This window comes from Chondromyces apiculatus DSM 436 (assembly GCF_000601485.1).
In the GTDB taxonomy this organism is placed as follows: domain Bacteria; phylum Myxococcota_A; class Polyangia; order Polyangiales; family Polyangiaceae; genus Chondromyces; species Chondromyces apiculatus.
The window spans coordinates 97,230-119,262 of the sequence record NZ_ASRX01000026.1; the positions used below are offsets into that span (position 1 = coordinate 97,230).

Annotated in this window: 20 protein-coding genes; 14 read left to right on the forward strand and 6 right to left on the reverse strand. The window is 71.5% G+C overall.

What is annotated here, in order from left to right:
* Window positions 1-137 precede the first annotated feature (137 nt).
* Window positions 138-347 carry a cold-shock protein gene (locus CAP_RS18435; RefSeq protein WP_044242791.1) on the reverse strand — a complete coding sequence of 70 codons (210 nt, stop codon included), beginning with the start codon at window positions 345-347 and terminating at the stop codon, window positions 138-140.
* Between the two features lie 211 nt (window positions 348-558).
* Window positions 559-933 carry a hypothetical protein gene (locus CAP_RS18440; RefSeq protein WP_044242793.1) on the reverse strand — a complete coding sequence of 125 codons (375 nt, stop codon included), beginning with the start codon at window positions 931-933 and terminating at the stop codon, window positions 559-561.
* A 104-nt stretch (window positions 934-1,037) separates the two neighbouring features.
* On the opposite strand from CAP_RS18440, the gene hxsC4 reads away from it, so the two are divergent.
* Both hxsC4 and CAP_RS18450 read left to right on the forward strand, forming a co-directional pair.
* Window positions 1,038-2,123 carry a radical SAM protein HxsC4 gene (gene hxsC4, locus CAP_RS18445; protein ID WP_044242795.1) on the forward strand — a complete coding sequence of 362 codons (1,086 nt, stop codon included), beginning with the start codon at window positions 1,038-1,040 and terminating at the stop codon, window positions 2,121-2,123.
* Between the two features lie 31 nt (window positions 2,124-2,154).
* Window positions 2,155-2,943, forward strand: a complete 789-nt coding sequence (locus CAP_RS18450) for a glutathione S-transferase family protein (protein ID WP_044242797.1) — start codon at window positions 2,155-2,157, stop codon at window positions 2,941-2,943.
* Here CAP_RS18450 and CAP_RS18455 read toward each other — a convergent pair.
* Window positions 2,931-4,823 (reverse strand): radical SAM protein, encoded by a 1,893-nt coding sequence (locus CAP_RS18455; RefSeq protein WP_044242800.1) that lies wholly within the window; start codon window positions 4,821-4,823, stop codon window positions 2,931-2,933. The two genes, CAP_RS18450 and CAP_RS18455, sit on opposite strands and share 13 nt — an antisense overlap.
* A gap of 72 nt (window positions 4,824-4,895) precedes the next feature.
* Between CAP_RS18455 and CAP_RS44900 the strand changes: the two genes are divergently transcribed.
* The 9 genes from CAP_RS44900 to CAP_RS50560 all read left to right on the forward strand — a co-directional run bounded on the left by CAP_RS44900 (window position 4,896) and on the right by CAP_RS50560 (window position 13,444).
* Window positions 4,896-5,813: a hypothetical protein gene (locus CAP_RS44900; protein WP_052375468.1), complete on the forward strand. Its 918-nt coding sequence runs from the start codon at window positions 4,896-4,898 to the stop codon at window positions 5,811-5,813.
* A 125-nt stretch (window positions 5,814-5,938) separates the two neighbouring features.
* Entirely contained in the window at window positions 5,939-7,090 is a 1,152-nt protein-coding gene (locus tag CAP_RS18460; RefSeq protein ID WP_044242855.1) for an acyl-CoA dehydrogenase family protein, read from the forward strand.
* 20 nt (window positions 7,091-7,110) lie between these two features.
* Complete coding sequence (locus CAP_RS18465; RefSeq protein ID WP_044242857.1) at window positions 7,111-7,869, forward strand: AgmX/PglI C-terminal domain-containing protein; 759 nt, start codon at window positions 7,111-7,113, stop codon at window positions 7,867-7,869.
* A 360-nt stretch (window positions 7,870-8,229) separates the two neighbouring features.
* Window positions 8,230-9,234 carry a hypothetical protein gene (locus tag CAP_RS48230; RefSeq protein WP_081865015.1) on the forward strand — a complete coding sequence of 335 codons (1,005 nt, stop codon included), beginning with the start codon at window positions 8,230-8,232 and terminating at the stop codon, window positions 9,232-9,234.
* A gap of 257 nt (window positions 9,235-9,491) precedes the next feature.
* Complete coding sequence (locus CAP_RS18475; protein WP_044242803.1) at window positions 9,492-10,787, forward strand: DUF362 domain-containing protein; 1,296 nt, start codon at window positions 9,492-9,494, stop codon at window positions 10,785-10,787.
* 8 nt (window positions 10,788-10,795) lie between these two features.
* Complete coding sequence (locus CAP_RS48235; RefSeq protein ID WP_052375469.1) at window positions 10,796-11,995, forward strand: AAA family ATPase; 1,200 nt, start codon at window positions 10,796-10,798, stop codon at window positions 11,993-11,995.
* On the forward strand, window positions 11,992-12,738 hold the full coding sequence (locus CAP_RS18485; RefSeq protein WP_052375470.1) for a hypothetical protein: 747 nt from the start codon (window positions 11,992-11,994) through the stop codon (window positions 12,736-12,738). The genes CAP_RS48235 and CAP_RS18485 overlap by 4 nt, the downstream gene beginning before the upstream one ends.
* A 61-nt stretch (window positions 12,739-12,799) precedes the next feature.
* Window positions 12,800-13,201, forward strand: a complete 402-nt coding sequence (locus tag CAP_RS18490) for a hypothetical protein (protein WP_044242804.1) — start codon at window positions 12,800-12,802, stop codon at window positions 13,199-13,201.
* An 84-nt stretch (window positions 13,202-13,285) separates the two neighbouring features.
* On the forward strand, window positions 13,286-13,444 hold the full coding sequence (locus CAP_RS50560; RefSeq protein ID WP_156040921.1) for a hypothetical protein: 159 nt from the start codon (window positions 13,286-13,288) through the stop codon (window positions 13,442-13,444).
* An 85-nt stretch (window positions 13,445-13,529) separates the two neighbouring features.
* Here CAP_RS50560 and CAP_RS18495 read toward each other — a convergent pair whose 3' ends face one another.
* Complete coding sequence (locus CAP_RS18495; protein WP_044242806.1) at window positions 13,530-14,666, reverse strand: acyl-CoA dehydrogenase family protein; 1,137 nt, start codon at window positions 14,664-14,666, stop codon at window positions 13,530-13,532.
* Window positions 14,667-14,688: 22 nt separating this feature from the next.
* Complete coding sequence (locus CAP_RS52385) at window positions 14,689-16,164, reverse strand: hypothetical protein (RefSeq protein WP_197041240.1); 1,476 nt, start codon at window positions 16,162-16,164, stop codon at window positions 14,689-14,691.
* Between the two features lie 253 nt (window positions 16,165-16,417).
* Between CAP_RS52385 and CAP_RS18505 the strand changes: the two genes are divergently transcribed.
* Window positions 16,418-18,181 (forward strand): L,D-transpeptidase, encoded by a 1,764-nt coding sequence (locus CAP_RS18505; protein ID WP_044242811.1) that lies wholly within the window; start codon window positions 16,418-16,420, stop codon window positions 18,179-18,181.
* Window positions 18,182-18,471: 290 nt separating this feature from the next.
* A complete protein-coding gene (locus CAP_RS18510) occupies window positions 18,472-20,382 on the forward strand; it encodes an alpha-amylase family glycosyl hydrolase (protein WP_044242814.1) in 1,911 nt (636 codons plus the stop codon).
* 102 nt (window positions 20,383-20,484) lie between these two features.
* Here CAP_RS18510 and CAP_RS18515 read toward each other — a convergent pair whose 3' ends face one another.
* Window positions 20,485-21,663: a pyridoxal phosphate-dependent aminotransferase gene (locus CAP_RS18515; protein ID WP_044242815.1), complete on the reverse strand. Its 1,179-nt coding sequence runs from the start codon at window positions 21,661-21,663 to the stop codon at window positions 20,485-20,487.
* A 47-nt stretch (window positions 21,664-21,710) separates the two neighbouring features.
* Between CAP_RS18515 and CAP_RS18520 the strand changes: the two genes are divergently transcribed.
* Window positions 21,711-21,971, forward strand: a complete 261-nt coding sequence (locus CAP_RS18520; protein ID WP_044242816.1) for a MoaD/ThiS family protein — start codon at window positions 21,711-21,713, stop codon at window positions 21,969-21,971.
* Window positions 21,972-22,033 lie beyond the last annotated feature (62 nt).

The window sequence follows — 22,033 nt, forward strand, 5'->3', positions numbered from 1 at the left end:
CTCGCGTACGAGGACCGGGCTCTCGACTACTGCAGGCCGCGGGTCAAGCGCCAGAGGCGCCTGGCTCAGGCATGTGCAGGGCTCGTGGTTCTAGAGGGGCCGGACGTTCGAAGCCCTCAGGCCCTTGGGCCCCCTGGTCACGTGGAAAGGGGCCGGACGTTCGAGGCCTGCAGGCCCTTGGGCCCCTTGGTCACCTCGAACTCCACCGGCTGGCCTTCCTGGAGCACGCGATAGCCGTCCATCTGGATCGCGGTGTGGTGGCAGAAGACGTCTTCCTTCCCACCCTCCTGCGAGATGAACCCGAAGCCCTTTTCCTGATTGAACCACTTCACTTTACCCGTGGCCATGCGGCGCTCTCCTCTCTTCGATACAGTCGGGGCAACTCAGTGCCCCGCGCCCGGGGTGGGACTCGGTCTGCGGAAAACCATCCGGCAGCGGGTCGACCCTCGGCGCGCACGTGATGCGTGCGGACCGCACTACCACCTCTTGAGGAAAGACAACAGATTGCTGCCCTGTCGGGTCACCCGGTCCTGGGTGTGGCCGGGTCCTTCCGCGGTCCTAGTCGACCTTCACGAAGGTCTTGCCGGGGGATTTTCGCTCGTAGTGCTCGATGATGGCGTGCCCCAGCGCCTCCACGGTGACACCGGCCACCGCGATGCGGACCAGGAAACCGGCCGGACCGGGCACGAGCTTCGAGGCGCGCTGCGTCACGAACCTGAGGCCCTGGCCCAGGACGGAGAAGCTCCCGCCCAGCGCCGTCGCGCTCACGGCCCCCACGGGCTCACCGTAGATGCTCCCGATGACGCTCAACATGTGGGTCTGGAGCGTGGCGAGGCCCGTCGTGGTCCCCCGGATCGGGAGGGCGGCGAAGGCCGCGCCGCCGATGGCGTAGCGGTGGACCCAGCGGCGAGCTTCTTCCTTGCAGGTCGTCATGCTGGCAAGGTGTACCAGATCGCGAGGCTCCGTCCATGAGAGCCCTGATGCGGGCCGTTGACCTGGGACAGGCTCCTCCCGCACCATCGCCCCTGGAGAACGCCGTGACCCAAGACGCCCTCGCCCCCGCCGAGTCCTCTGTTGCGACGAGCGTCATCGAGCGCATCGCCAGCCAGAAGGAGCGGATCCACGTCTCCATCGGCGCGGTGTGCAACAACAACTGCGTCTTCTGCATGGAGGAGGACCGGGAGGACCGGTACGAGAACAACTCCGCCATGACCACCGAGCGGGTGCGGTGGATCCTCGAACAGAACCGCGGCGCCGAGGAGGTGTGCTTCACCTCGGGCGAGCCCACGACGCGCCCCGAGCTGCCCGATCTGGTGGGCATGGCGAAGAAGCTCGGCTACCGCCGCATCAGCGTGATGACCAACGGGCGGCGGCTCTCGCACCTGCCCTACGCCGCGCTCCTCGCCAAGGCGGGGATGAACCGCTTCTACATCTCCATCCACGGCCACACGAAGAAGCTCCACGAGGGCCTGACCCGCACCCCGGAGAGCTACGAGCAGACCGTGGGCGGCCTCGACACCATCGCCAAGCTGAAGCGCTTCGGCCTGGAGCTGCACACCTCGACGGTGCTCACCGACCGGAATTTGCCGCACATGCTCGACATCTACCGCTTCCTCCGCGAGCACGGCGTCGATCAGGTGGTCTTCAACGTGATGCAGGCCAACGGCCGCGCCGACACCTACTTCGAGCAGATCTTCCCGACCTACACCGAGACCGCAGCGGCCTTCCGGCGCTTCCTCGACGCGGTGGGCGAGGCGCAGCCCCAGGCATTCCTCGTCGACATCCCGCTCTGCACCACCGAAGCGATTGAGGACTTCAATCGCGGCTACGTGGAGAAGCACGCCCATTACAACCTCGCGGATCGCGGCACGGTGATGCCGGAGGAGCAGGTGGCGACACGCCAGCAGCGGGGAGGTGGGCGCGGGCTCGTGCTGCTGACGCGGCAGGATCTCGACGATGCAGAGCGGTCGAAGCGGTCCGAGTGCGCGCGCTGCCGCTATGACGGCGTCTGCGAGGGCGTGTGGAAGAACTACCTCAAGCGCAATGGCTGGGACGAGTTCGTGCCCGTCCCCCCTGCGGCTGGCCCCACGACGGCACCCGGGGCTGGCCCCACGGCCGCGTGACCGACTCCCTGGACGACCCCCTGGCGATCCCATGCTGACCCGGCTCTATCACTTGCCCATCTCTCCCTGGTCGGAGAAGGCCCGCTGGGCGCTCGACCATCACCGCGTCGCCTACGAGGCCGTGGAGCACGTGCCGCTCGTCGGCGATCTGCGGCTGCGCTGGCTCCTGCGCAAGCCCACCGGGCGCGTGAGCGTGCCGGTCCTGGAGGACGGCGGCGACATCTACGGCGACTCGTTCCAGATCGCGCGGCACGCCGAGGCGATCGGCGCGGGGCGGCCGCTGTTCCCGGCGGGGCACGAGGCCGAGATCGCGGCGTGGAACCTGCTGAGCGAGCAGCTCCTCGTCACGGGCCGCGGCGTGATGTTGCTCGGCCAGATCGAGGACGCACAGACGGCGCTCGACGCGCTTCCCCCCGGGGTGCCGGAGGCCCTGAAGCCGGTGCTCGCCCCCCTCGCGCGCCGGGCCCTCTCCGCCTTCGTGGACAAGTACCGCATGCGCGACGCCGCGGCGTCACACCGGCCGGTGCTCGACCAGACCATGGCGGCCTTCGCGAAGGTGCTCGCCGATGGCCGGCGCTACCTGGTCGGCGGGGCGTTCACCTACGCGGACATCACCATGGCGGCGTCACTGCAGGGGGTGAGCCCGGTGGACGAGCGGTACATGCCCGTGGGGCCGGGGGGGCGGGAGGCGTGGACGCGCCCGGAGCTCGTCGCGCGTCACCCCGAGGTGCTCGCGTGGCGCGACGCGGTTTATGCGACGCACCGGCCCACGCACGGGCCCACGCACCGGCCCACGCACCAGCAGCCTCACGCCGGCTGAGCGCGGAGGGGGCGCAGCTCGTCCGTGCCGTAGAGCTGCGCGTACCCGCGCCGGATGCCGAAGCACCGGGGCGACAGGGAGCACACCCCGCACGAGGTCTCGGGCTTGTGGAACTCCCCGGCGGCGAGCGCTGCGGACGCCTCGGCCAGCGCCAGGTAGGGCGCCAGATCCGCCGGGACCAGGCAGAGCGGGATGCCGCACATGGACTCGAAGCCGGTGAGCGTGACGCCGAGCGCCTTCGCGAGGCGCACGCCCTCCGCGAGGTACGGCATGACGTCGGTGTAGCGGGGCAGGAGATCCGGCGTGAGCGGCACGAGATCGGTCGACGCCGCCACGAACGAGACGGTGATCTCGGCCCTGGGCCAGCGCGCCGCGGTCATGGCCACGAGGGCCGGGAACTCCTCCTGGTTCTGCTCGCAGAAGACGAAGTTGATGCGCACCAGCACCTCGGTCTTCGCCAGCTCGTCGAGGCCGCGCACGGTCTTCACGAACGTCCCCGGGGCGCCCGTGATGCGGTCCGAGACCTCGGCCCGCGCCGCGTGCAGGGACACGAACGCCACGTCGAGGCCGGCCCCGACGAGGGCCTGGGTCAGGGCCGGATCGGCGAGGCGCGTGGCGTTCGTCTGCAACTCCACCTCGCGGGCGCCGAGCCGCTTGCCCATGGCCACGTAGTCGACGACGCGCGGGTTCAGGGTGGGCTCGCCGCCGGAGAGGGTGAGCACCCCGCCCGCCACGGAGACCTCGGTGATCTCGGCCTCGACGAGCGCCTCGGGCGCAGCGGGCAGGTGCGTCGAGACGAAGCAGAAGCGGCACACCTGGTTGCAGTGGAAGTTGATGCGCACGATGCTCTCGCGGACGGTGGTGCCGTCGGAGAGGCGGCGCACGTCGCGGGTGCACAGCTCGCGGCGGATCTGCGCCTCCACCCCGGAGATGAGGGTGAGCCGCCGCCGGGTGCGCTCGTCGCGGATGGGGCGGAGCGCGAGGTCGGGCTCCCGGGCGAGCGCCCCGCGGGGAACACCAGGGCAGACGGGGCGCGCCTGGCAGCCGTCGCACGCTGCGAGGTGCGCGAAATCCGGGCGGTCGGCGCCCCGGGGCGTGAGCGTATAGAGGTGCGCCACGCGCGCCGGGTGCGGAAAGAGGCAGGGGGGGATCATGCTTCCCGGGTCGAAGCGGACGGTGAGCCCCACACGCCGCCCGGCGGCGTCCACGGCCTCGGCGGCGGCCGCTGCCTCGGCGAGCGACGCGAGCGTCGCGGTGTCCGGCGCCTCGACGGGCACGGAGAGCACCAGCGCGCGGACGGAGAGAGACGCGCCCACGAGCGCCGCGGGGAGTTCCGGCGCTGCCTCCAGGCTGGCGCGCACCAGGGGCACCGCGATCTCCAGGGCGATGCCCGCCTCCGCAAGCGCGACGAGCCCGGCGCGCGCCCGCGCGAACCCGCCCTCGTCGCGGGTGATCCCGTCGAGCGCCTCCCCCCACCGGGGCAGGTTCACCCGGGCCACGTCGAGCCCGGCGCGCCTGAGGGTTTCAGCGCGCGCGGAGGTGATCAGCGCCCCGTTCGTCTCGAGCAAGACCTCCGTCCGCTGCGCCCGCGGATCGCCCGGCGGGAAGTCCGTGCGGCGCCCCCCTGCCTCGTCGAGCGCGCGCCGCGCCCGGGCGACGAGGGCGGGCAGATCGCGGCGCAGGACGGGCTCCCCCCCGGTGAGCGCGATCTGCCGGGCGCCGCTCTGCGCTGCCGCCTCGATCCTGGAGAGCACCGCGGCTGCCGCGGCGAACCCGGGCCGCTCCGCAGAGCGGCGGGCCACGCAAAACCCGCAGTTCTGGTTGCAGGTCTCGTTGGTTGCCACGCGCACCACCGCCTGCGCAGGTCCACCGGACGACATCGGCCGAGGGTAACGCAGGCCGTCCTGCGGGGGGAGCCTCGCTTCCCGGGCTGGGGCTGGGCCGGGCGGCCGGTGCAGGCCACGCAGGCCGCGCTGGCCGCGCTGGCCGCGCTGGCCACGCAGGAGGCGGCGCGCCTGCGAGGGGGGCGCATGGACGGGGCGCTCGGCCTGCGTACGATGGGGCGCGCGATGCCTCCTGGTCTTTCTGGTCCTTCCCTCTTCGGGCGGCTCACCCTCACCGCCTGTCTGCTCTGGGGATGCGCGGGATGCGCGCCAGCGCCTCCGTACGGCCCGTACGGGGGTGACGGCTTCCGCCAGCGCCTGACCCGCGGGTGTGGCGACCTCGCCACGTGCGATCCGCTCGTCCAGGTGGCGGAGGCGCGCCGCGCGCGCTGCGCCGCGGACGACGGCGACGCGCGTCAGTGCCGCGACGCGGAGGCGGATTTGGCCCTGGCATTGACCATGCGCGACCGGGCGCTGGACGCCGCGCGGCACGCCGAGGCGCAGCGGCGCGATCAGGCGCGCGCCGACGCCGCGGCCCGGGAGGAGCGCGAGGCGCGCGCCGAGCGTCAGGCCGAGCATCAGCGGGAACGCGATCGGGAGGACGAGGCGCGGGCTGCGCAGGAGCGCGCGGCGTGGCTCGTCCTCGATCTGCGCGGCTGCGCCGAGCGCGGGGCCGCGGAGGCCTGCGCGCAGATCGAGCGCTTCATCACCACCCATCCGCAGAGCCCGGATGTCGAGGAAGCTGCCCGGAGCCTGCAAGCAGGCCGCGAGAGGATCGCCCGCGCAGCGCGCAACACCGGGGCCCCTTCTCCCGCCGCCCCGGAGCCCACGGGGAGCCCCCGCCAGCCCCTCCCCGGGTCCCCCCAGCGGCCCGCGCCTCCTCCGAGCGGCACCGTCTGCTGCTGCGACGGGACCGTCTCGCCCACCTGCACCACCGTGAAGCGCGGCTGCTGCTCCCACCACGGCGGCGTCTGCGCCTGCGAGTGATGCGTGCGGCTCAGGACCCACCCGCACCCGCACCGCCCCCTGGAGCGGGACGGGCTCACCCCGTGACCGTGGCCCCCTCCAGCCCTCTTTTCCTGGACGGCGTGGGGCCGTATACAGCTCACCGCATGGACTTTGCCCTCACCGCGGACCAGCAGCGCGCACGGGACGCTGCGCGTGGCCTCGCCGAGCGCGCGCTCGCCCCCCTCGCCGCGGAGCTGGACCGTACGGACCGCTATCCCGCGGAGATCATCGGGCTCCTGGCCGGAGAGGGACTCCTCGCCCCCACCGCGCCGCGGACCGAAGGGGGAGCCGAGCTCGATGCGGTGGGCTTCGCCCTGGTGGTGGAGGAGCTGAGCCGCGCCTGCGCGAGCGCCGGGGCCATCGTGCGCGCGCACGGGGCGCTGTTCGTGGAGCCGCTCCTGCGCTTCGGGGCGCCCGCGCTGCGGGGTGAGCTGCTCGCGGAGGCCGCCGCGGGCAGGGCTTTGGGGGCGTTCGCAGCGTTCGCGTCGGGCGGGGCACCTGACGGGCTGGGCGCGGGCGGGGCCCCGGAGGTGACGGCGACGCGGAGCACAGACGGCGGTTACCGGCTCGACGGGATCGCCCACCAGGTGCTGCTGGTCCCCGGGGCGTCACAGGCCATCGTGCTCGCGGCCAGCGGCGGAGATGCGGGGCACACCACGGCGCTCGTGGTGCAGGAGGGACCGGGAGTCACCGTGGAGCCTGGCGCGACGCGGCTCGGGATGCGCGCCGTACCTGTGGGCACGCTCCGGTTCGAGGGCGTCGCGGTGCCGGCGTCCAGGGTGCTCGGGGAGGAGGGCGGAGGAGCCAGGGTTGCCGCGGTCGCCCGCGACCTCTCCCGCATCGGCGTCGCCGCGCAAGCGCTCGGCATCGCGCGCGCCGCCTGCGAGGAAGCCCTGGCGTTCGCGAAGGCGCCCCTGGGCGGCCGCGTCGGCGCGGGGACGCCCGCCGAGCACCAGGGCGTGCAGTTCCTGGTCGCCGACATGACCACGGAGATCGACGCGGCGCGGCTCCTCACCCTGAGGGCCGCGGCGCTGCGGGATCGAGGCGCACCGTGCGCCGCCGAGGCCGCCGCGGCGAAGCTCTACGCGGCGGACATGGCGAGCCGCGTGGCGCAGCGGGCGATGCAGATCCTCGGCGCCGCCGGGTGGACCGCAGGCAGCGGGCCGGACCGGCACGCGCGGGACGCGCGGATCACCGAGATCGACGAGGGAACGGCCGAGGAGCAGCGGCGGATCGTCGCTGGAGGGATGCTGTGATCACCAAGGTGCGAGGTTCGATGGGTCTGTCGCTTAACCACACGGCGCGTGGAGGACTGCTCTCGGCGCTCGCAGCACTCACGGCGCTCGCGGCGCTCGCGGCGCTCTCCGCGTGCGGTGGAAGCACGCCCCCTCCGGAGGCGCCCACGCAGGACAGCGGATCGTCCTCCGGGAGGCAAAGCGGATCGGGGATGGGCGTGAGCGCCGAGATCGGCGCGCTCGACGAGGCCGAGACGCAAGCGGTGTTCGAGAAGGCGGCGCCGAAGCTCTCCCGCTGCTTCGAGCAAGGCCTCCGGCGCGTGCCCTACCTGGGCGGCGAGGTCCGCCTCGCGGCGCGGGTCACCGCGTCCGGGAGCGCGCGCTGGGTGTACGTGAAGGACTCGACGCTCGGCGATCGCCAGGCCGAGGCGTGCATGGTGGAGGCGCTGCGCGGCGCCACCTGGCCGAAGCCGGTGGGCGGCGAGGGGCTCGCGGAGAACTCCTACACCTTCGAGCCGAGCCCCGACGAGCGTCAGCCCGTGGGCTGGTCGTCCGACGCGCTCGGCGCTCCCTTCCAGGAGGCGCTCCCCCAGCTCACCACCTGCCGCAAGGACGCGGGCACCGGCGCGCTCAAGGCGACGCTCTACGTCGACCCTGAGGGCAAGGTGGTGAGCGCCGGCGTCTCGGGCTCGGACGATCGCGCCGAATCCGCGGCCACCTGCGTGGTCGACGCGCTGCGCGGGGTGACCTTCCCCTCACCCGGGAGCTACGACGCCAAGGTGAGCGTGGCCATCGACTGATTCATACGGCAGGGGCTCACGCCCCTCCGGCCAGCTCGGTCCCGTTTGGTGCGGCACTCTGAGCCATTGCGGTGGGGCAGCCCACCACCGACGGCAGTCGGCAGCAATCACCCAGGTGCCGCCATTGACCTCGCTATTGCCCCCAAGGGCCTCGCGTGGCTCAAGATCGGCCCGTTCTCCAGGGAGATATTCCACCGAGAGCCGTGTTCCGCTGTCGCGGGATCGCAATCACCGGCAGCCTCATCAATCCCTCTCCTCGCCTGCGACCCATCGTGATAGCAGCGTCCTGGCTGGCCCTCGGCCGTCCATGCGACGCGCCAGCGCTGCTGGCTTCCATTTCGACTGAGAAAGGACACGCGCATGCTTCGAGCGCTCTGCTGCATCCCCCTGGTGATGGCCACCACCCTCCTCGGCTGCGCCGGTGAAGAAGGCGCCCAGGGTGCCCCAGGCGCCCCGGGTGCCGATGGCGAACAGGGCCCCGCAGGCGAGACGGGCCCCACCGGCCCCGAAGGCCCCGAAGGCCCCGAGGGCCCCGAGGGTCCCGCGGGCGAGACGGGTGCCACCGGCCCCACCGGCGCGGATGGCACGGGCACCGGAACCGGCCCCACCGGCCCCGAGGGACCCATGGGCCCGATGGGTCCGATGGGCCCTGCGGGTCCCATCGGTCCGACAGGCGCTGCCGGCCCTGCAGGTCCTGCGGGCCCTGCGGGCCCCGCGGGCGCAACGGGTCCTGCGGGCGCGATGGGTGCGACGGGCCCCGTCGGCGCGGCGGGTCCGGCAGGTCCCACGGGGGCGACCGGCGCTGCGGGAGCGACTGGCGCAACGGGCGCGGCTGGCGCAACGGGTGCCGCCGGTCCTGCGGGCCCCACGGGCGCTGCCGGCGCCATGGGTCCTGCGGGCCCCGCGGGCGCGACCGGCGCTGCAGGCCCTGCAGGCCCCACCGGCCCTGTGGGTCCCTCGTCGGTGCTCGCCCTCCGTGACTTCGACGGCGACTGGAGCGGTCAGAGCATCGGCAATGCGGCGTACACCGTGCCGACCCAGTGCCGGACCACGGCGTACACCCCGACCACGGCCAACGAGGTCGCGATCATCAGCATGAGCGCCCTGGTCGCCCCCGACGCAGACGTCGACTACGCCTTCCTCGACATCCTGGTCTCCCAGAACGCCGGGACGTTCGGGTACATCACGGTTAACGCCAACGCGACCTCGGTCATCAACGGGGCCGGTAGCCTCAGCTCGGTCAAGCGGTACAACCTCACGCAGGGCGTCTCCTACGTCTTCGCGGCCGGCTTCCTCGGCACCGCCACGTCCGTCGTGGGCACGGGTGCTTGCAACGGCACCGTGATGGTCGTTCGCCAGCCCTGACGCTTCCTGCCGGGCGAGGCCCGGATCCTCCCGCCTCGCCCCGCTTCCCCCTCTTCACCTCCCCACCGCTGCAACCGCCACCCGCGCAGCCGTTCGCGCGCCGCTGCGGTCGTGCAGCGCCCGCCTCTCCCGCCCCTCTGCGGTCGTGCATCGCGTGCGCCTCCCCCGCATCTGCACGCGCTCTCCACGGGCAACCCACCGGCAGCCCACCGACTTGCCCTGGGCGCCGGGCGGAGATCCGCGCTAAAGGGGTCCCCATGCCGAAGTCGAAGGTCGCCATCGTCCGCACGTCCCCTGCGACAGTCCTTGAGGACTACCACCGCGTCATGAACCTGGCTGGCTACCAGGACGTGATCGCGAAGGACGCGGACACTGGCCTCAAGGTGAACATCTCCTGGCACTTCTTCTACCCCAGCTCCTCGACCACCCCCTGGCAGCTCGAGGGCGTCATCCGGGCGATGAAGAAGGATGGCTACCCGGACGATCTCATTCACGCCTGCCACAACCGCACCGTGGTCATCGACGCCCACCTCGGCGAGCGCGAGAACAAGCAGCTCGACGTGGTGCAGGCCCACGGCCTCCGAAACGTGCACCTCTACGAGGGCGAGGAGTGGATCCACATCCAGGACGCCGTGGGCGACCTGACCAAGAAGTTCCTCTGCCTCAACGAGGTCTACCCGAAGGGCTTCTCCATCCCGAAGCGCTTCATCGGCGAGAACATCATCCACCTGCCCACGGTGAAGACCCACATCTTCACCACCACCACGGGCGCGATGAAGAACGCCTTCGGCGGCCTCCTGAACGAGCACCGCCACTGGACCCACCCGGTCATCCACGAGACCCTCGTCGATCTGCTGATGATCCAGAAGAAGATCCACCGCGGTGTCTTCGCGGTGATGGACGGGACCTTCGCGGGCGACGGCCCGGGCCCCCGCTGCATGGTGCCGCACGTGAAGAACGTGATCCTGGCCTCCGCCGACCAGGTGGCCATCGACGCCGTGGCCGCGAAGCTGATGGGCTTCGACCCGCTCGCCGACGTGAAGTTCGTGCGCCTCGCCCACGAGCTCGGCCTCGGCTGCGGCGACGTGCGCGACATCGAGATCGTCGGCGACGTCGACGCAGCGAAGGAGAACTGGAACTTCGACGGCCCCTTCAAGGAGATGACCTTCGCCTCCCGCAACCAGCACCGCATCTACTGGGGCCCGCTCAAGAAGCCCGTGGAGTGGTCGCTCAAGACCTGGCTCGCCCCCTGGGCCTACGTGGCCTCGGTGACCTACCACGACCTGTTCTGGTACCCGCGCTACGCCCGCGAGAAGATGGCGCCCGTGCTGGAGAGCGACTGGGGCCGGCTCTTCGCGAACTGGGGCAAGATGCCGACCGACGCCGAGGGCCGCGGCTACCCCGAGGTGGGCGAGCCGAGCGCGGAGCTGGTGCGCTCGGGCATCAAGCACTTCCTGGAAGGCGCCCGCCTGGTGGGCATGGCCATCGCCGAGTCCCCCGAGGTGCAGGCCCGGAAGCGCACCCGCGCGGCCCAGGCGTCGCACCACGGCTGACCACGACCATGATCGAGCGTGCCGCATTCTCGAACTTCAAATCACTGCGCGCAGTGAGCTGCACGTTCGAGCGGTTCACCGTGATCGTGGGCGCGAACGGCTCGGGCAAGACGAGCATCCTGGACGGGCTGCACTACCTTGCCCAGAGCACGTACCGGCAGCTCGGTCAGGTGCTCCGCGGAAACTGGTCGCCCGGAAACCTGAGGAGCCGGGGAACAAGCGACGATACGAGCCTGGAGCTCGGCGGGAGCCTCGATGGACACGAGATGCGGGTCGCCATCCGCGTGTCCATCCCCGAAAACGAACCCGAAGCGTCTGCGTGGGCGACGTCCGAGACCGAATGCGACAAGGACACGTGGACGGCCACGGTTGAGCGTGAGTGGGCAGGAGAGAAGAGCATCGGCGAGCACACACCCGCGACACGCAACGCGCCTCCGCAACGCCCCCTGAGGGAGCTGGCGCGCGCCCTGGGCTCCACCCGCAAGCTCCGCCTCGATCCCCTGAAGCTCTCCGCGCCCTCCTACAACGAGCAGCCTGAAAAGGCGCCGCGCCTCGACTTCACGGGTGAAGGGCTGGCCTCGGTGCTCGCCGACCTGGCGCTCCGTGATCCGGACACCTTCCAGGACATCCAGAGCGCAGCGCGTCAGGTCGTCCCCTCCCTGGAGCGGATCAGGATGCGCTCGGCGACGGTGTACCGCTCCGAGCTGCAGCAGATCCCGGCGGACCAGGGGTCCTCCTTCGAGCGGCAGGTGGAGCGGCGGTTCCCCGGACACCAGCTCGTGCTCGACTTCAAGGGTGCGCCCGACGTGCTGGCGCCCCTCGCGAGCGAAGGAACGCTCCTCGCCATCGGGCTCCTGACGGCGCTGCTCGCCGAGCCCAGGCCGCGATTGCTGCTCCTCGATGACATCGATCAGGCGCTGCATCCCCGGGCACAGGGAGCGCTGGTGCTTCAGATCGGGCGCATCCTCGAGGCGCGCCCCGACCTCCAGATCATCGCCACCAGCCACTCTCCCTACCTCCTCGACCACCTGGATCCAGAGCAAGTGCTCCTCACCGCGATCAAGCCCGACGGCTCGACGGCCTGCGCCGGGCTGTCCGAGCATCCAGACCTCGCCCGCTGGCGGGACATCGCGAAGACGGGGGAGCTATGGAGCTTCGTGGGTGAGGACTGGCTGCTCGAGCGGGCGGCCCGAGAGAAGGTCGGATGAGCACCCTCCAGGGCGTCCGGCTCGGGGCTGTCCTGGAAGGACCCTCCGACGCGCGGGCGGTTCCCGGACTCATCGACCGCTTCCTTCGCGAGGCGTTCGACTACCTGGGTGAGACTCCCGAGTACCTCGACGGCTTCAGGACGTGGAGCGGCGCCATCGAAGGGACCCGCTACCTGGCCTGGAGGGACGTGGCGCGTGCGGCGCGTGGTCGCGTCCCGAGGCGCCATGGCCATTTCGCAGGCGAGCCCGGCGAGGACGACGCCCAGCGCGCCGTGCTGGCCCTCCGGCTGTTCACCGCGATGCCGGACCCACCCCGCGCGGTGGTCCTCGTGCGAGACAGCGATGGGCGCGCTGAGGAGCGGCGCAAAGGGCTGGAGCAAGCGCGCGAGGATGGCCAGTGGCCCTTCGTCGTGGTCCTCGGCGTCGCGCACTTCATGATCGAGGCCTGGACGCTCGCAGGGTTCATCCCGGACACCGACGAGGAAAAACAGCGCCTCGAAGCGGAGAGAAAGAGCCTGGGTGTTTACCCGAACAGGGAGCCCCACGCGCTGAACGCCAGGGAGGAAACGGCCAAGAGAAGCCCCAAGCGCGCCCTTGAGGCGCTGACCTCAGGCGACAGCGCCAGGGAAGAGCGGTGCTGGCGGGAGGCGCCTCCGGAGGTCCTGAACGAGCACGGCGAGGGTGCTGGCCTGCGTCATTTCATCGATGAGGTTCAGCGACTCCTCGTCCCGGCAATGCGGTAGCTCTCCCGGGATCTGCGCCGCCTTCTTGCCCCCCGCGCGCCCCCGTGCGACTCAGGAAGGCGTGAAGCTGGCGAGACACCTCTCCGCCCTCTCGTTCCTGGCCCTCCTCGTGCTCGTCGCGGGTGGGCCGCTCGGCTGCAACTGGATCGCCATGGCGACCGGGGTCAACCTGCCCCCTCCGCCAACCTTCCCCGAGATCCCGCAGCTCCCGAACATCCCCGACCCCGAGATCCCGGAGATGCCCAAGCCGCCGGATCCACCGTCGGCCCCGCAGACGCCCACGGTGGACGTCCCGGAAGAACACGACGGCGGCGTGTGCTGTGTCCGGACCGGACCGGTGGAGCAGATGTGCGGCCCTGGCGCGAAGCGCTGCTGCACCCTGAAGCTCGACAGCTCAGGCTCCTGCGAGGACGCGGGCCACCTCTGGTTCCACAGCGTCGACGGCTGCCGCGGCGCCTGCTGAGCGGCTCTCGCGGAGCAGCGCCTGGGGGGAGCGGGTCCCGGACCTTGCCTGGTGACCTGCCCTGACCTTTGCTACCCTCGGGGCGTGCGCAAGATCATCCGCGAGATCATCGTCCTTCTCTGGAAGGTCCTCCGTGTCTTCCTCTGGAAGTGGCTCCGGCCGCGCCTCGGGAGGCTCGTGATGGGAGCCGCCGTGTTCATCGGCCTCATCGTCCTCGCCGTCGTGGTGCTCTCACGCCTCTAGCCGCCTCTAGCCGCCTCTAGCCGCCTCTAGCCGCCTCTAGCCCGCCCAGCCCGTCACCGCGTCACCGCGTCACCGCGTCACCGCGTCACCGCAAGGCGCTGCGGGCGATGACCGTCCTCTGGATCTCGCTGGTCCCCTCGTAGATGGTGGTGACCCGCACGTCGCGCAGGTGGCGCTCCGCGGCGAAGTCGCGCACGTAGCCGTAGCCGCCGTGGATCTGCACGCACCGGTTGCAGATGCGGTTCGCCGACTCGCTGGCGAAGAGCTTGGCCATGGCCGCCTCCACGCTGAAGGGGCGCCCTGCCTCCTTGAGGGACGCCGCGCGCAGCGCCAGGAGCCGCGCGGCGTCGAGCTCCACCCGGGACTCCACGAGCTGGTTCTGGATGCCGGGGAAGTCGGCGATGGATCGCCCGAACTGACGGCGCTGCTTCGCGTACTCGGTGGCCTCCTCCAGGGCGCCGGTGGCGATGCCCACGGCCTGGGAGGCGATGCCGATCCGGCCGCCGTCGAGGGCCATCATCGCGATGCGGAAGCCGCCTTCGCGCTCGCCGAGCAGCGCGTCCTCGGGGATGCGGCAGTCCTCGAAGGTCAGCGGCACGGTGGTCGACGCGCGCAGGCCGAGCTTGTCCTCGTGGCGGCCACAGCGGAGGCCCGGCGTGCCGCCCTCCACCAGGAACGCGGAGATCCCGCGCGTCCCCGGGCCGCCCGTGCGCGCCCAGACGATGAGCACCCCGGCGTGGTCGCCGCTGGTGATCCACTGCTTCTCGCCGCGGAGGACCCAGCCGCCTGGCACCTTCTCGGCCGTCGTGCGCATCCCCCCGGGATCGCTGCCCGCCTCGGGCTCGCTCAGCGCGAACGACCCTGCCTCGTACGCGCCGGAGCAGATGCGCGGCACGTACCGCTCCCGCTGGGCCTCGGTCCCGAAGCTGGTGATGACCTCGGCGACCATGTTGGTGACCGACATGGTGACGGCCGTCGACGCGCACGCCCGGGCGACCTCCATCATCGCCAGCGCGTACGCCACGGCCCCCGCCTCGGCGCCGCCGAGCGCCCCGGGCACGTTCACCCCCATCAACCCGAGATCGGCGAGGCCACGGAGGATCTCCGACGGGAAGCGCCCCTCGCGATCCAGGTCGGCGGCGGCGGGGCGGATCACCCGCTCGGCGTAGTCACGGGCGGTGCGGGCGACGAGGAGCTGCGTCTCGGTAGGCTCGATCTGCATGGGGAGGCGCTCCCCCTCTAGGTCACTGGCACTTCTGCGTAAAGTCGCAGGGGTCGCCGCCGGCCGCGGAGACCGAGATCCGGTAGGCAGCGCAGGAACCCGTCGCCCCGGGCCTCCGGTAGACACGCAGGAAGTACGTGGACGAGTGGCTCCCGCAGTGGACCGCTGCCGTGGGACCGCAGGCGATCTCGCCCTGGTTGCCGTAGTTGCCGTCCACGCACCAGTCGTAGGAGGTGATCGCCGTCGAGGGCCCGGTCGGCGTGTCCACGCAAGCCGCGCCGCGGATCACGTCGACCACGAACTCGTTGTTCGGCGTGGGCGCCACGAAGTCGATGCTCACGTGGTAGGTGTTGGTGTTCACCTGGGCGGTGTCGACCGTGTCCACCTGCCAGAAGTCCACGTCGGTGTCGCTGGAGAGAGAGCCGGTGATGAGCAACGAGCCGGGCGCGGTGTCGGAGACCGAGCCCGCGTGCTTGGCGTCCGCGCAGGAGTTGTTGGGCTCCTGGGCCTCCACGGGGCAGGTGCACCCGTCCGACGCTTGCCCTGCGGGATACTGGGTGTAGCCAGGCGCGCACGCGTCGAGCACGCAGGTCCCCGCCTCGCAGCGGTAACCGCCGTTCGGGGGCGGGTTCCCGCAGAGCTGCAGGATGTCGGCGTTGTCGACCTCCTCGTCGCAGTCGTCGTCGAGGCCGTTGCAGATGTCGGCCGCGGGCGTCTTCGCATCGCAGCCCGCCCAGGCGCCGTCCGCGCCGCTGCACGTCTCGGTGCCGGCGCACTTCCCGAAGGCGTTCTCCACGTAGCAGGTGTGGGTCACGCCATCGCGCCCCTCGCTACAAGCGCACGACAGGCCCTCGTCGGGTACGCAGAACTTGTAGGGCACGCCCGAGGGCGGCGGCGGCTGGGGCGCACCGCCCGCGCCGGCAGTGCCGCCGCTCCCTCCAGCGCCGCCCGCACCACCCGCACCACCCGCACCGCCCGCACCGCCCGTGCTGCTCGTCGCGGGCCACTGCCCCGAGTTGTAGAGGCTCGACTCCACGCACGAGAAGCCGGAGGGGCACGTCCCGAGGGTCGTGCAGTCCTGGGCGCAGAACTTGTCGCCGAGCGGCGAGGCGAGACACGCATCCGAGGGGCTCTTGCAGTCGATCAGCGCGTTGCACTGCAGGCACTGCTGCCCGAGGTCGGGCACGCAGAGCGAGTCTCCCTCGATGATCGCGCAGTACGTCCCCGTGGGGCACGCCGGCGGACACGGCACCGAGCAGTACTTGGAGTTGCCGATCTGAGTGCAGGTGCCCTCGCTGCAGTCGGTGTCGTCGTCGCAGGTGCCGCCCACCTGCCCGGGTGGAATGCCGCCCGCGTCGGGCCCGGCGCCCGTCCCACCGCTGGGGCTCTCCGGGATGGTGGTCCCCTCTGCACACGAGGAGAACGTGGCCGCAAACAGCGCCAGGGGCAGCGTCGAGAGGAGGGCGAGCCGCAGCAAGGTACGACGATGGGCGTTCATGGGCGGCGCACCTCCATGCGGAGACCAGGAAGTCCGAGCGCGGCCGGAGCTACCGGCGCAACAACCGCGTGGGGCCCACGCGGAAAACCTCGCGGAGCATAGGGCGCAAGTGTGCCAGCCGTCAAATACGGCCTCTCTCTCCAGGCTCGCCAGCACCGGCGCCGACGGCGGGAAGAGGGATGCGCCGGGATGCGCGCGGATGCTTGTCCGCTGCGCGGCGACACCACTAGAGTCGTCGCAGCCCTCGACGATCATGTCCACGCCATCCCCTTTGCTCGTGTCGCTGCGCCCCACGGGCGTTCTCGTCCTGGCCGCTTTCGCCACCTCCGGCGCTCTCATCACGGGCTGCTCGGAGCCAGCGGTCTCCCTGGAGCCCCCCCCGCGCGCAGCCGCCGCCCCGACGACGCCGGTAGCCACCGAGCCCCGCACCGCGGCCGCCGCGCCCACCACGCCCACCGCGCCCACCACACCCACCGCGCAGACCACGTCCGCACCGGCCACCGCCGCAGTCCCCGCCCCCGGCGGGGTGCTCCCCGCGAGCGCCACCCTCCCCGACACCGCCGGCACGCCGGGCGCCCACGCCGCCCACGCCATCCACGCGGGAGGCTCCGGAGAGGCTGCTCCCCCGGACACGGCAGGCGGCCCCCGCATCTACTCCAAGGCCCGCTTCGCCTGGATCAACGCGGCGCCCCGCCCGAGCAAGGGCTGGCTCGGGTACCTCGGCCTCGGCGGTTCGGTGCGGGTACGCGGCGGCAGCCTGGAAGCCGCGCGCGTCCAGGGCTCCGGCTGCGATGCCTGGTACGCCGTGGAGCCGGTCGGCTACGTGTGCGCCGGCGCCGGGGCCAGCGTCGACCCCGACGATCCTGCCGTGGCCGCGCTCCGCCGCGACGCGCCGAAGATCGACTCGCCCTGGCCCTACCAGTACGCGGAGTCGATCGACGCGCAGCGCTACCCGACGCTGCCCACCCGGGAGGAGCAGCGCCGCAAGGAGTGGGATCACGCCGCGCACCTGGAGAAGGTCGCGCAGGCACGCGCCGCGAAGAGCGACGAGGAGATCCGCGCCATCGACAAGCACCTCGTCGGCGTCGCGCTGCAGCCCACGGGCCTGCCCCAGCCCGAGCTGTTCTCCTTCGGAGGCCTGGTCCGCGAGTCCCGCCCGCGCGTGGTGCAGGGCTCGACCATCGCCTACACGCGGACCTTCGACGCCGACGGCCGCTCCTGGGCGCTCACCTCGGACCAGGCCATCGTCCCCCTCGACCGGATGAAGCCCTACCCGCGCTCGGCGTTCCAGGGCGTGTGGCTGCGCGACGGGGTGTCCTTGCCCCTCGCCTTCATCCGCAAGAAGGACCGCCCGACCTACCGCCGCACCGACGCAGGCACGTTCGAGCCGACCGGCAAGGATCTCGCGCGCCTGTCCTGGGTGGGCCTCACCGGCCGCGCCGAAGGCGAAGGCAAGGAGCGCTACCTGGAGACGAAGGAAGCCGGCGTGTGGCTCCTGGAGAGCGACGCGGCAGTGCCCGAGGCAGCGCAGAAGATCCCCTTCACCAAGCCCGCCGAGCCAGGATCCCCTCCGCGCAAATGGCTGGAGGTGAGCGTGCTCGGTGGCTGGATGATCGCCTACGAGGAGACGACGCCCGTGTTCGCGACGATGATCTCCCCCGGGCGCGGCGGCATCCCCACCGAGGGCGTGCCCGCCATCGAGACCGCCGCGACCCCCACCGGCACCTTCCGCGTCGACGGCAAGTTCCGCACGGCCACCATGGTGTCGAGCACCAACGATCTCATCGTGCACTCCGAGGTGCAGTACGTGCTGAACTTCAGCGGCCCCCACGCACTCCACGGCGCCTACTGGCACGACGGCTGGGGCGAGCCGAAGAGCGGCGGCTGCGTGAACATGTCCCCCATCGACGCCAAGCAGATCTTCGCGTGGACCGATCCCCCCGTCCCCGAAGGCTGGCACGGCATGCGCGCCATCACCGAGATGGGCCGCTCCACCGTCGTCAAAATCCACCGCTAGGTACTGCGTACGGCAATTCAGGGGCCTATCGGCCCCTACGCTCCCGTTGGTCGCTACCCCCGATGCTTCGCGCGACGGCCGCGCCAGGGACCAGGGACGAACCTGGGAGACGGCGTGCCCCGCGGGGCGCGACCTGCCTTACGCGGTCGTCTCGACATTGACGCGAGAGGCTTCCAGTCACGCCGTCCTCAGGGTGTCCCCGACGTGATCAAACATCGCAGTCGGTGTCGTGTGCTCGCCTGAAGTGTCGTACAAAGTGCGGCACGATCTCCGAGAACCCTGGAGGCATCATGAACCGAGGCACACTGTCTCTCGCCCTGCTCGCCCTCATCGCTGGCGGGTGCGGCAGCGAGGATTTCGATTCCACCGACGTCGACGGCGCGTCCGACGAGAGCGAGGAGGTCGACGAGACCGCCGTCGCACTCAACGCCTCATCGCGCCCGGGCATGGGCGCCATCCCCTACAACGGCGGCGTCACCTTCCGCGTCTGGGCCCCCGGCGCGCAGCGGGTGTGGGTCACCGGCGACTGGAACGGCTGGAGCACCACCGCCGACGAACTCGGCAACGAGTTCAACGGCAACTTCTCGGGCGACTTCGGCTACGCGACCCGCTGGCAGAAGTACCAGTACGTCATCCAGACCGCCTGGGGTGAGAAGATCTGGAAGTCCGACCCGCGCGCGACCCGCGTGGAGCGCTCGAATGGCGCGAGCATCATCCACGACCCCGGCTACTTCCAGTGGACCGACGGCGGCTACCAGATCCCGGCGTGGAACGAGATGGTGATCTACGAGATGCACGCCGGCACCTTCCACGACTCGCCCGGCGGCGGCCCCGGCAACTGGGGGAGCGCGAAGGCGAAGCTCGATCACCTGCGGGACCTCGGCGTGAACGTGATCGAGCTGCTGCCCGTCGGCGAGTTCCCTGGCGACTTCAGCTGGGGCTACAACCCCTCGTTCCCCTACGCGCCCGAGACCGCCTACGGCACGCCCGACGACCTGAAGAGCTTCGTCAACGAGGCCCACCGCCGCGGCATCTCGGTGATCGTCGACGTGGTGCACAACCACTACGGCCCGAGCGACCTGCCGATGTGGTGCTTCACCGGCGACTGCATGGGCAACGGCGGCCACTACTTCTACACGGACTGGCGCGCGAGCACGCCCTGGGGCAACACCCGCCCCGACTACGGCCGCAACGAGGTGCGCGACTACATCAAGGACAGCATCCACTGGTGGCTGAACGAGTACCACCTCGACGGCATCCGCTTCGACGCCACCAAGTACATCCGCACCACCGACGGCGGGACCAGCCTGCCCCAGGGCTTCAGCCTGCTGCAGTACGTGAACAACTCCATCGACGGGACGCAGCCCTGGAAGATCTCCATCGCCGAGGACTTCGGCGGCGGCGACTCCATCACCAAGCCCACCTCGCAGGGCGGCGCGGGCTTCGACGCGCAGTGGGACGGGTCCTTCGTGCACCCGGTCCGCGACGCGATGACCGCGCAGAGCGACGCGGGCCGCGACATGAACGCGGTGAAGAACGCCATCACCCACGGCTTCAACGGCTCGGCCTTCCAGCGGGTCATCTACACCGAGAGCCACGACGAGTGCGCCAACGGCAAGACGCGCGTCCCCGAGGCCATCTGGGCCGGCAACGCGGGCGGCTGGCACGCGAAGAAGCGCTCGACGCTCGGCGCCGCCCTGGTGATGACCTCCCCCGGCATCCCCATGATCTTCCAGGGCCAGGAGCTGCTCGAAGACGGCTGGTGGGCCGACACCGACCCCGTCGACTGGAACAAGGCGGGCTACTTCCCGGGCATCGTGACGATGTACCGCGACCTCATCCGGCTGCGCCGGAACTGGTTCAACAACACCCGCGGCCTCGCCGGCAACAACGTGAACGTGCACCACGTGAACAACAGCGGGAAGGTGCTCGCCTTCCACCGCTGGAAGAACGGCGGCGGCGGCGACGACGTGGTGGTGCTCGCGAACTTCAGCGGCACGACCTACACCAACTACAACGTCGGCATGCCCCGCTCGGGCATGTGGCGGGTGCGCTTCAACAGCGACTGGAACGGCTACTCGCCCGACTTCGCCAACACCACCACCGTCGACACCAACGCCAACGGCAGCGGCCGCGACGGCATGGGCCAGAGCGCCAACATCACCATCGGCGCCTACTCCGTGGTGATCCTGTCCCAGTAGTACTGCGTACCCTGGAGCAGGGGCCTCGCGGCCCCTACGCTCCCGTTGGTCGCTACCCCCGATGCTTCGCACCACCCGGCGCGAAGACCAGACGCCCCTTCCTCATCCCGAGAGCCGCGCGGCGAGGCGTCGCGCGGCATCCGCGAAGGCCCCGGGCTCCGGCAGGAGGCTCACCACCAGGAACCCCTCCGCCGGCATGTCGAAGAAGTAGCCCGGGTGCACGATCACCCCCTCCTCCCGCACCAGCAGCTCCACCCAGCCGTCCTCGTCGTGCCACCGCGGCACGGCGAGCACCGCGTACCACCCCCCGTCGACCGGCAGCCGCCGCGTCGCCCCTCCCGCCGCCGCGAGCACCTCGTCCAGCACCCGCATGTTCTCCTGCACCCGCCCCAGGATCGCGCGCTGCACCGGCACCCGCGCCCCCAGGATCTCGGGGAGCGCGAGCTGCACCGGCGTCGACACCGAGAGGTACGTGTCGGCCACGACCTCCAGCCGCTTCATCGCCTCCGCCGCGATCGCCTCCGGCCCCGAGACCACGATCCACCCGAGCTTGAGCTGCGGCATCGCCACCACCTTCGAGAGCCCGCTCAGCACGAAGGTCAGCGCCCCCGTGTGCCCCGCGAAGCTCGGCAGCCGGTTCTGCGGCAGCGCCCCGTGCGCGTAGTCCCCGAACACCTCGTCCACCACCAGCGCGAGGCCCCGCGCCGCCGCGAACGCCGCAAGCGCGTCCGCCTCGTCCCGCCGCACGAAGGTCCCTGTGGGGTTGTTCGGGTGCACCAGCACGACAGCGCGCGTCCTCGGCCCCGAAAGCCGCTCCAGCGCGCCGAGGTCCACCCGCCACCCCTCCTCGCGCAGGAGCGGGTAAGGCGTGAGCGTCACGTCCTCCAGGCACGCGAGGAACTCCAGGAGCGGGTACGACGGCGCCGGCACCAGGATCTCGTCCCCGCGGTCCGCGAGCAGCTTGAACAGCCACCCGTACGCCTCGCTGGTGCTCGCCGAGAGCACCACCCACCCGGCGTCGACCGAGATCCCCCGCTCCGCGTAGTACCGCCCCACCGCCGCCCGCGCCACGGGGTGGCCGAGCGACGAGGGCTCGTACCTCCCTCCCCGCGGGTGCCCGAGCTGCGCCACGAGCGGCCCCGCGTCCGCGAGCCCGCAGCGTGTGGGGTTCGACTCGGTGAGATCGATCAGCGCCTTGCCCGTCGCGCGCGCCTCCGCGAGCACCTTCGCGTGGTGGTTTTCCGTGAGATCCCAGCCGGTGCGGGCCGCAAAGCGAACCATGCCCCCCTATAGCGCGCGCCCTTTGCCGCAGGTGGTACGATCCTGCCGTGGTGGTGATCGAGCTGTACGGCGTGGCCCGGCTCCGGGCGGGCCGCGAGGCGCTGGAGGTGGAGGCCAGCTCTCTCGGCGAAGCGCTCCTCGCCCTCGGCACGCGCTGCCCTGCCCTCTCCCCCCACGTGGTCTCGGGAGACCGCCTCGCCCCGAGCTACCTCGTCGCCGTCAACGGCCGTCACCTCACCGCCGACCCCACGACCCCACTCACCCCCGGCGACGTGGTGGTCCTCCTCTCCGCCGACGCCGGCGGCTGACGCGCTGACTGGCAGCGCTGCTGCGCGTCCCCGTCGTCGGTCGGCCTCCCTCGACATCCGCG

Excerpts from the sequence above, each read along its gene's own strand:
- CAP_RS18435 (WP_044242791.1), bottom strand. The coding sequence starts at position 347 with ATGGCCACGGGTAAAGTGAAGTGGTTCAATCAGGAAAAGGGCTTCGGG.
- CAP_RS18440 (WP_044242793.1), bottom strand. The coding sequence starts at position 933 with ATGACGACCTGCAAGGAAGAAGCTCGCCGCTGGGTCCACCGCTACGCC.
- CAP_RS18450 (WP_044242797.1), top strand. The coding sequence starts at position 2,155 with ATGCTGACCCGGCTCTATCACTTGCCCATCTCTCCCTGGTCGGAGAAG.
- CAP_RS18455 (WP_044242800.1), bottom strand. The coding sequence starts at position 4,823 with ATGTCGTCCGGTGGACCTGCGCAGGCGGTGGTGCGCGTGGCAACCAAC.
- CAP_RS18460 (WP_044242855.1), top strand. The coding sequence starts at position 5,939 with ATGGACTTTGCCCTCACCGCGGACCAGCAGCGCGCACGGGACGCTGCG.
- CAP_RS18465 (WP_044242857.1), top strand. The coding sequence starts at position 7,111 with ATGGGTCTGTCGCTTAACCACACGGCGCGTGGAGGACTGCTCTCGGCG.
- CAP_RS48230 (WP_081865015.1), top strand. The coding sequence starts at position 8,230 with ATGCTTCGAGCGCTCTGCTGCATCCCCCTGGTGATGGCCACCACCCTC.
- CAP_RS18475 (WP_044242803.1), top strand. The coding sequence starts at position 9,492 with ATGCCGAAGTCGAAGGTCGCCATCGTCCGCACGTCCCCTGCGACAGTC.
- CAP_RS48235 (WP_052375469.1), top strand. The coding sequence starts at position 10,796 with ATGATCGAGCGTGCCGCATTCTCGAACTTCAAATCACTGCGCGCAGTG.
- CAP_RS18485 (WP_052375470.1), top strand. The coding sequence starts at position 11,992 with ATGAGCACCCTCCAGGGCGTCCGGCTCGGGGCTGTCCTGGAAGGACCC.
- CAP_RS18495 (WP_044242806.1), bottom strand. The coding sequence starts at position 14,666 with ATGCAGATCGAGCCTACCGAGACGCAGCTCCTCGTCGCCCGCACCGCC.
- CAP_RS52385 (WP_197041240.1), bottom strand. The coding sequence starts at position 16,164 with ATGAACGCCCATCGTCGTACCTTGCTGCGGCTCGCCCTCCTCTCGACG.
- CAP_RS18505 (WP_044242811.1), top strand. The coding sequence starts at position 16,418 with ATGTCCACGCCATCCCCTTTGCTCGTGTCGCTGCGCCCCACGGGCGTT.
- CAP_RS18510 (WP_044242814.1), top strand. The coding sequence starts at position 18,472 with ATGAACCGAGGCACACTGTCTCTCGCCCTGCTCGCCCTCATCGCTGGC.
- CAP_RS18515 (WP_044242815.1), bottom strand. The coding sequence starts at position 21,663 with ATGGTTCGCTTTGCGGCCCGCACCGGCTGGGATCTCACGGAAAACCAC.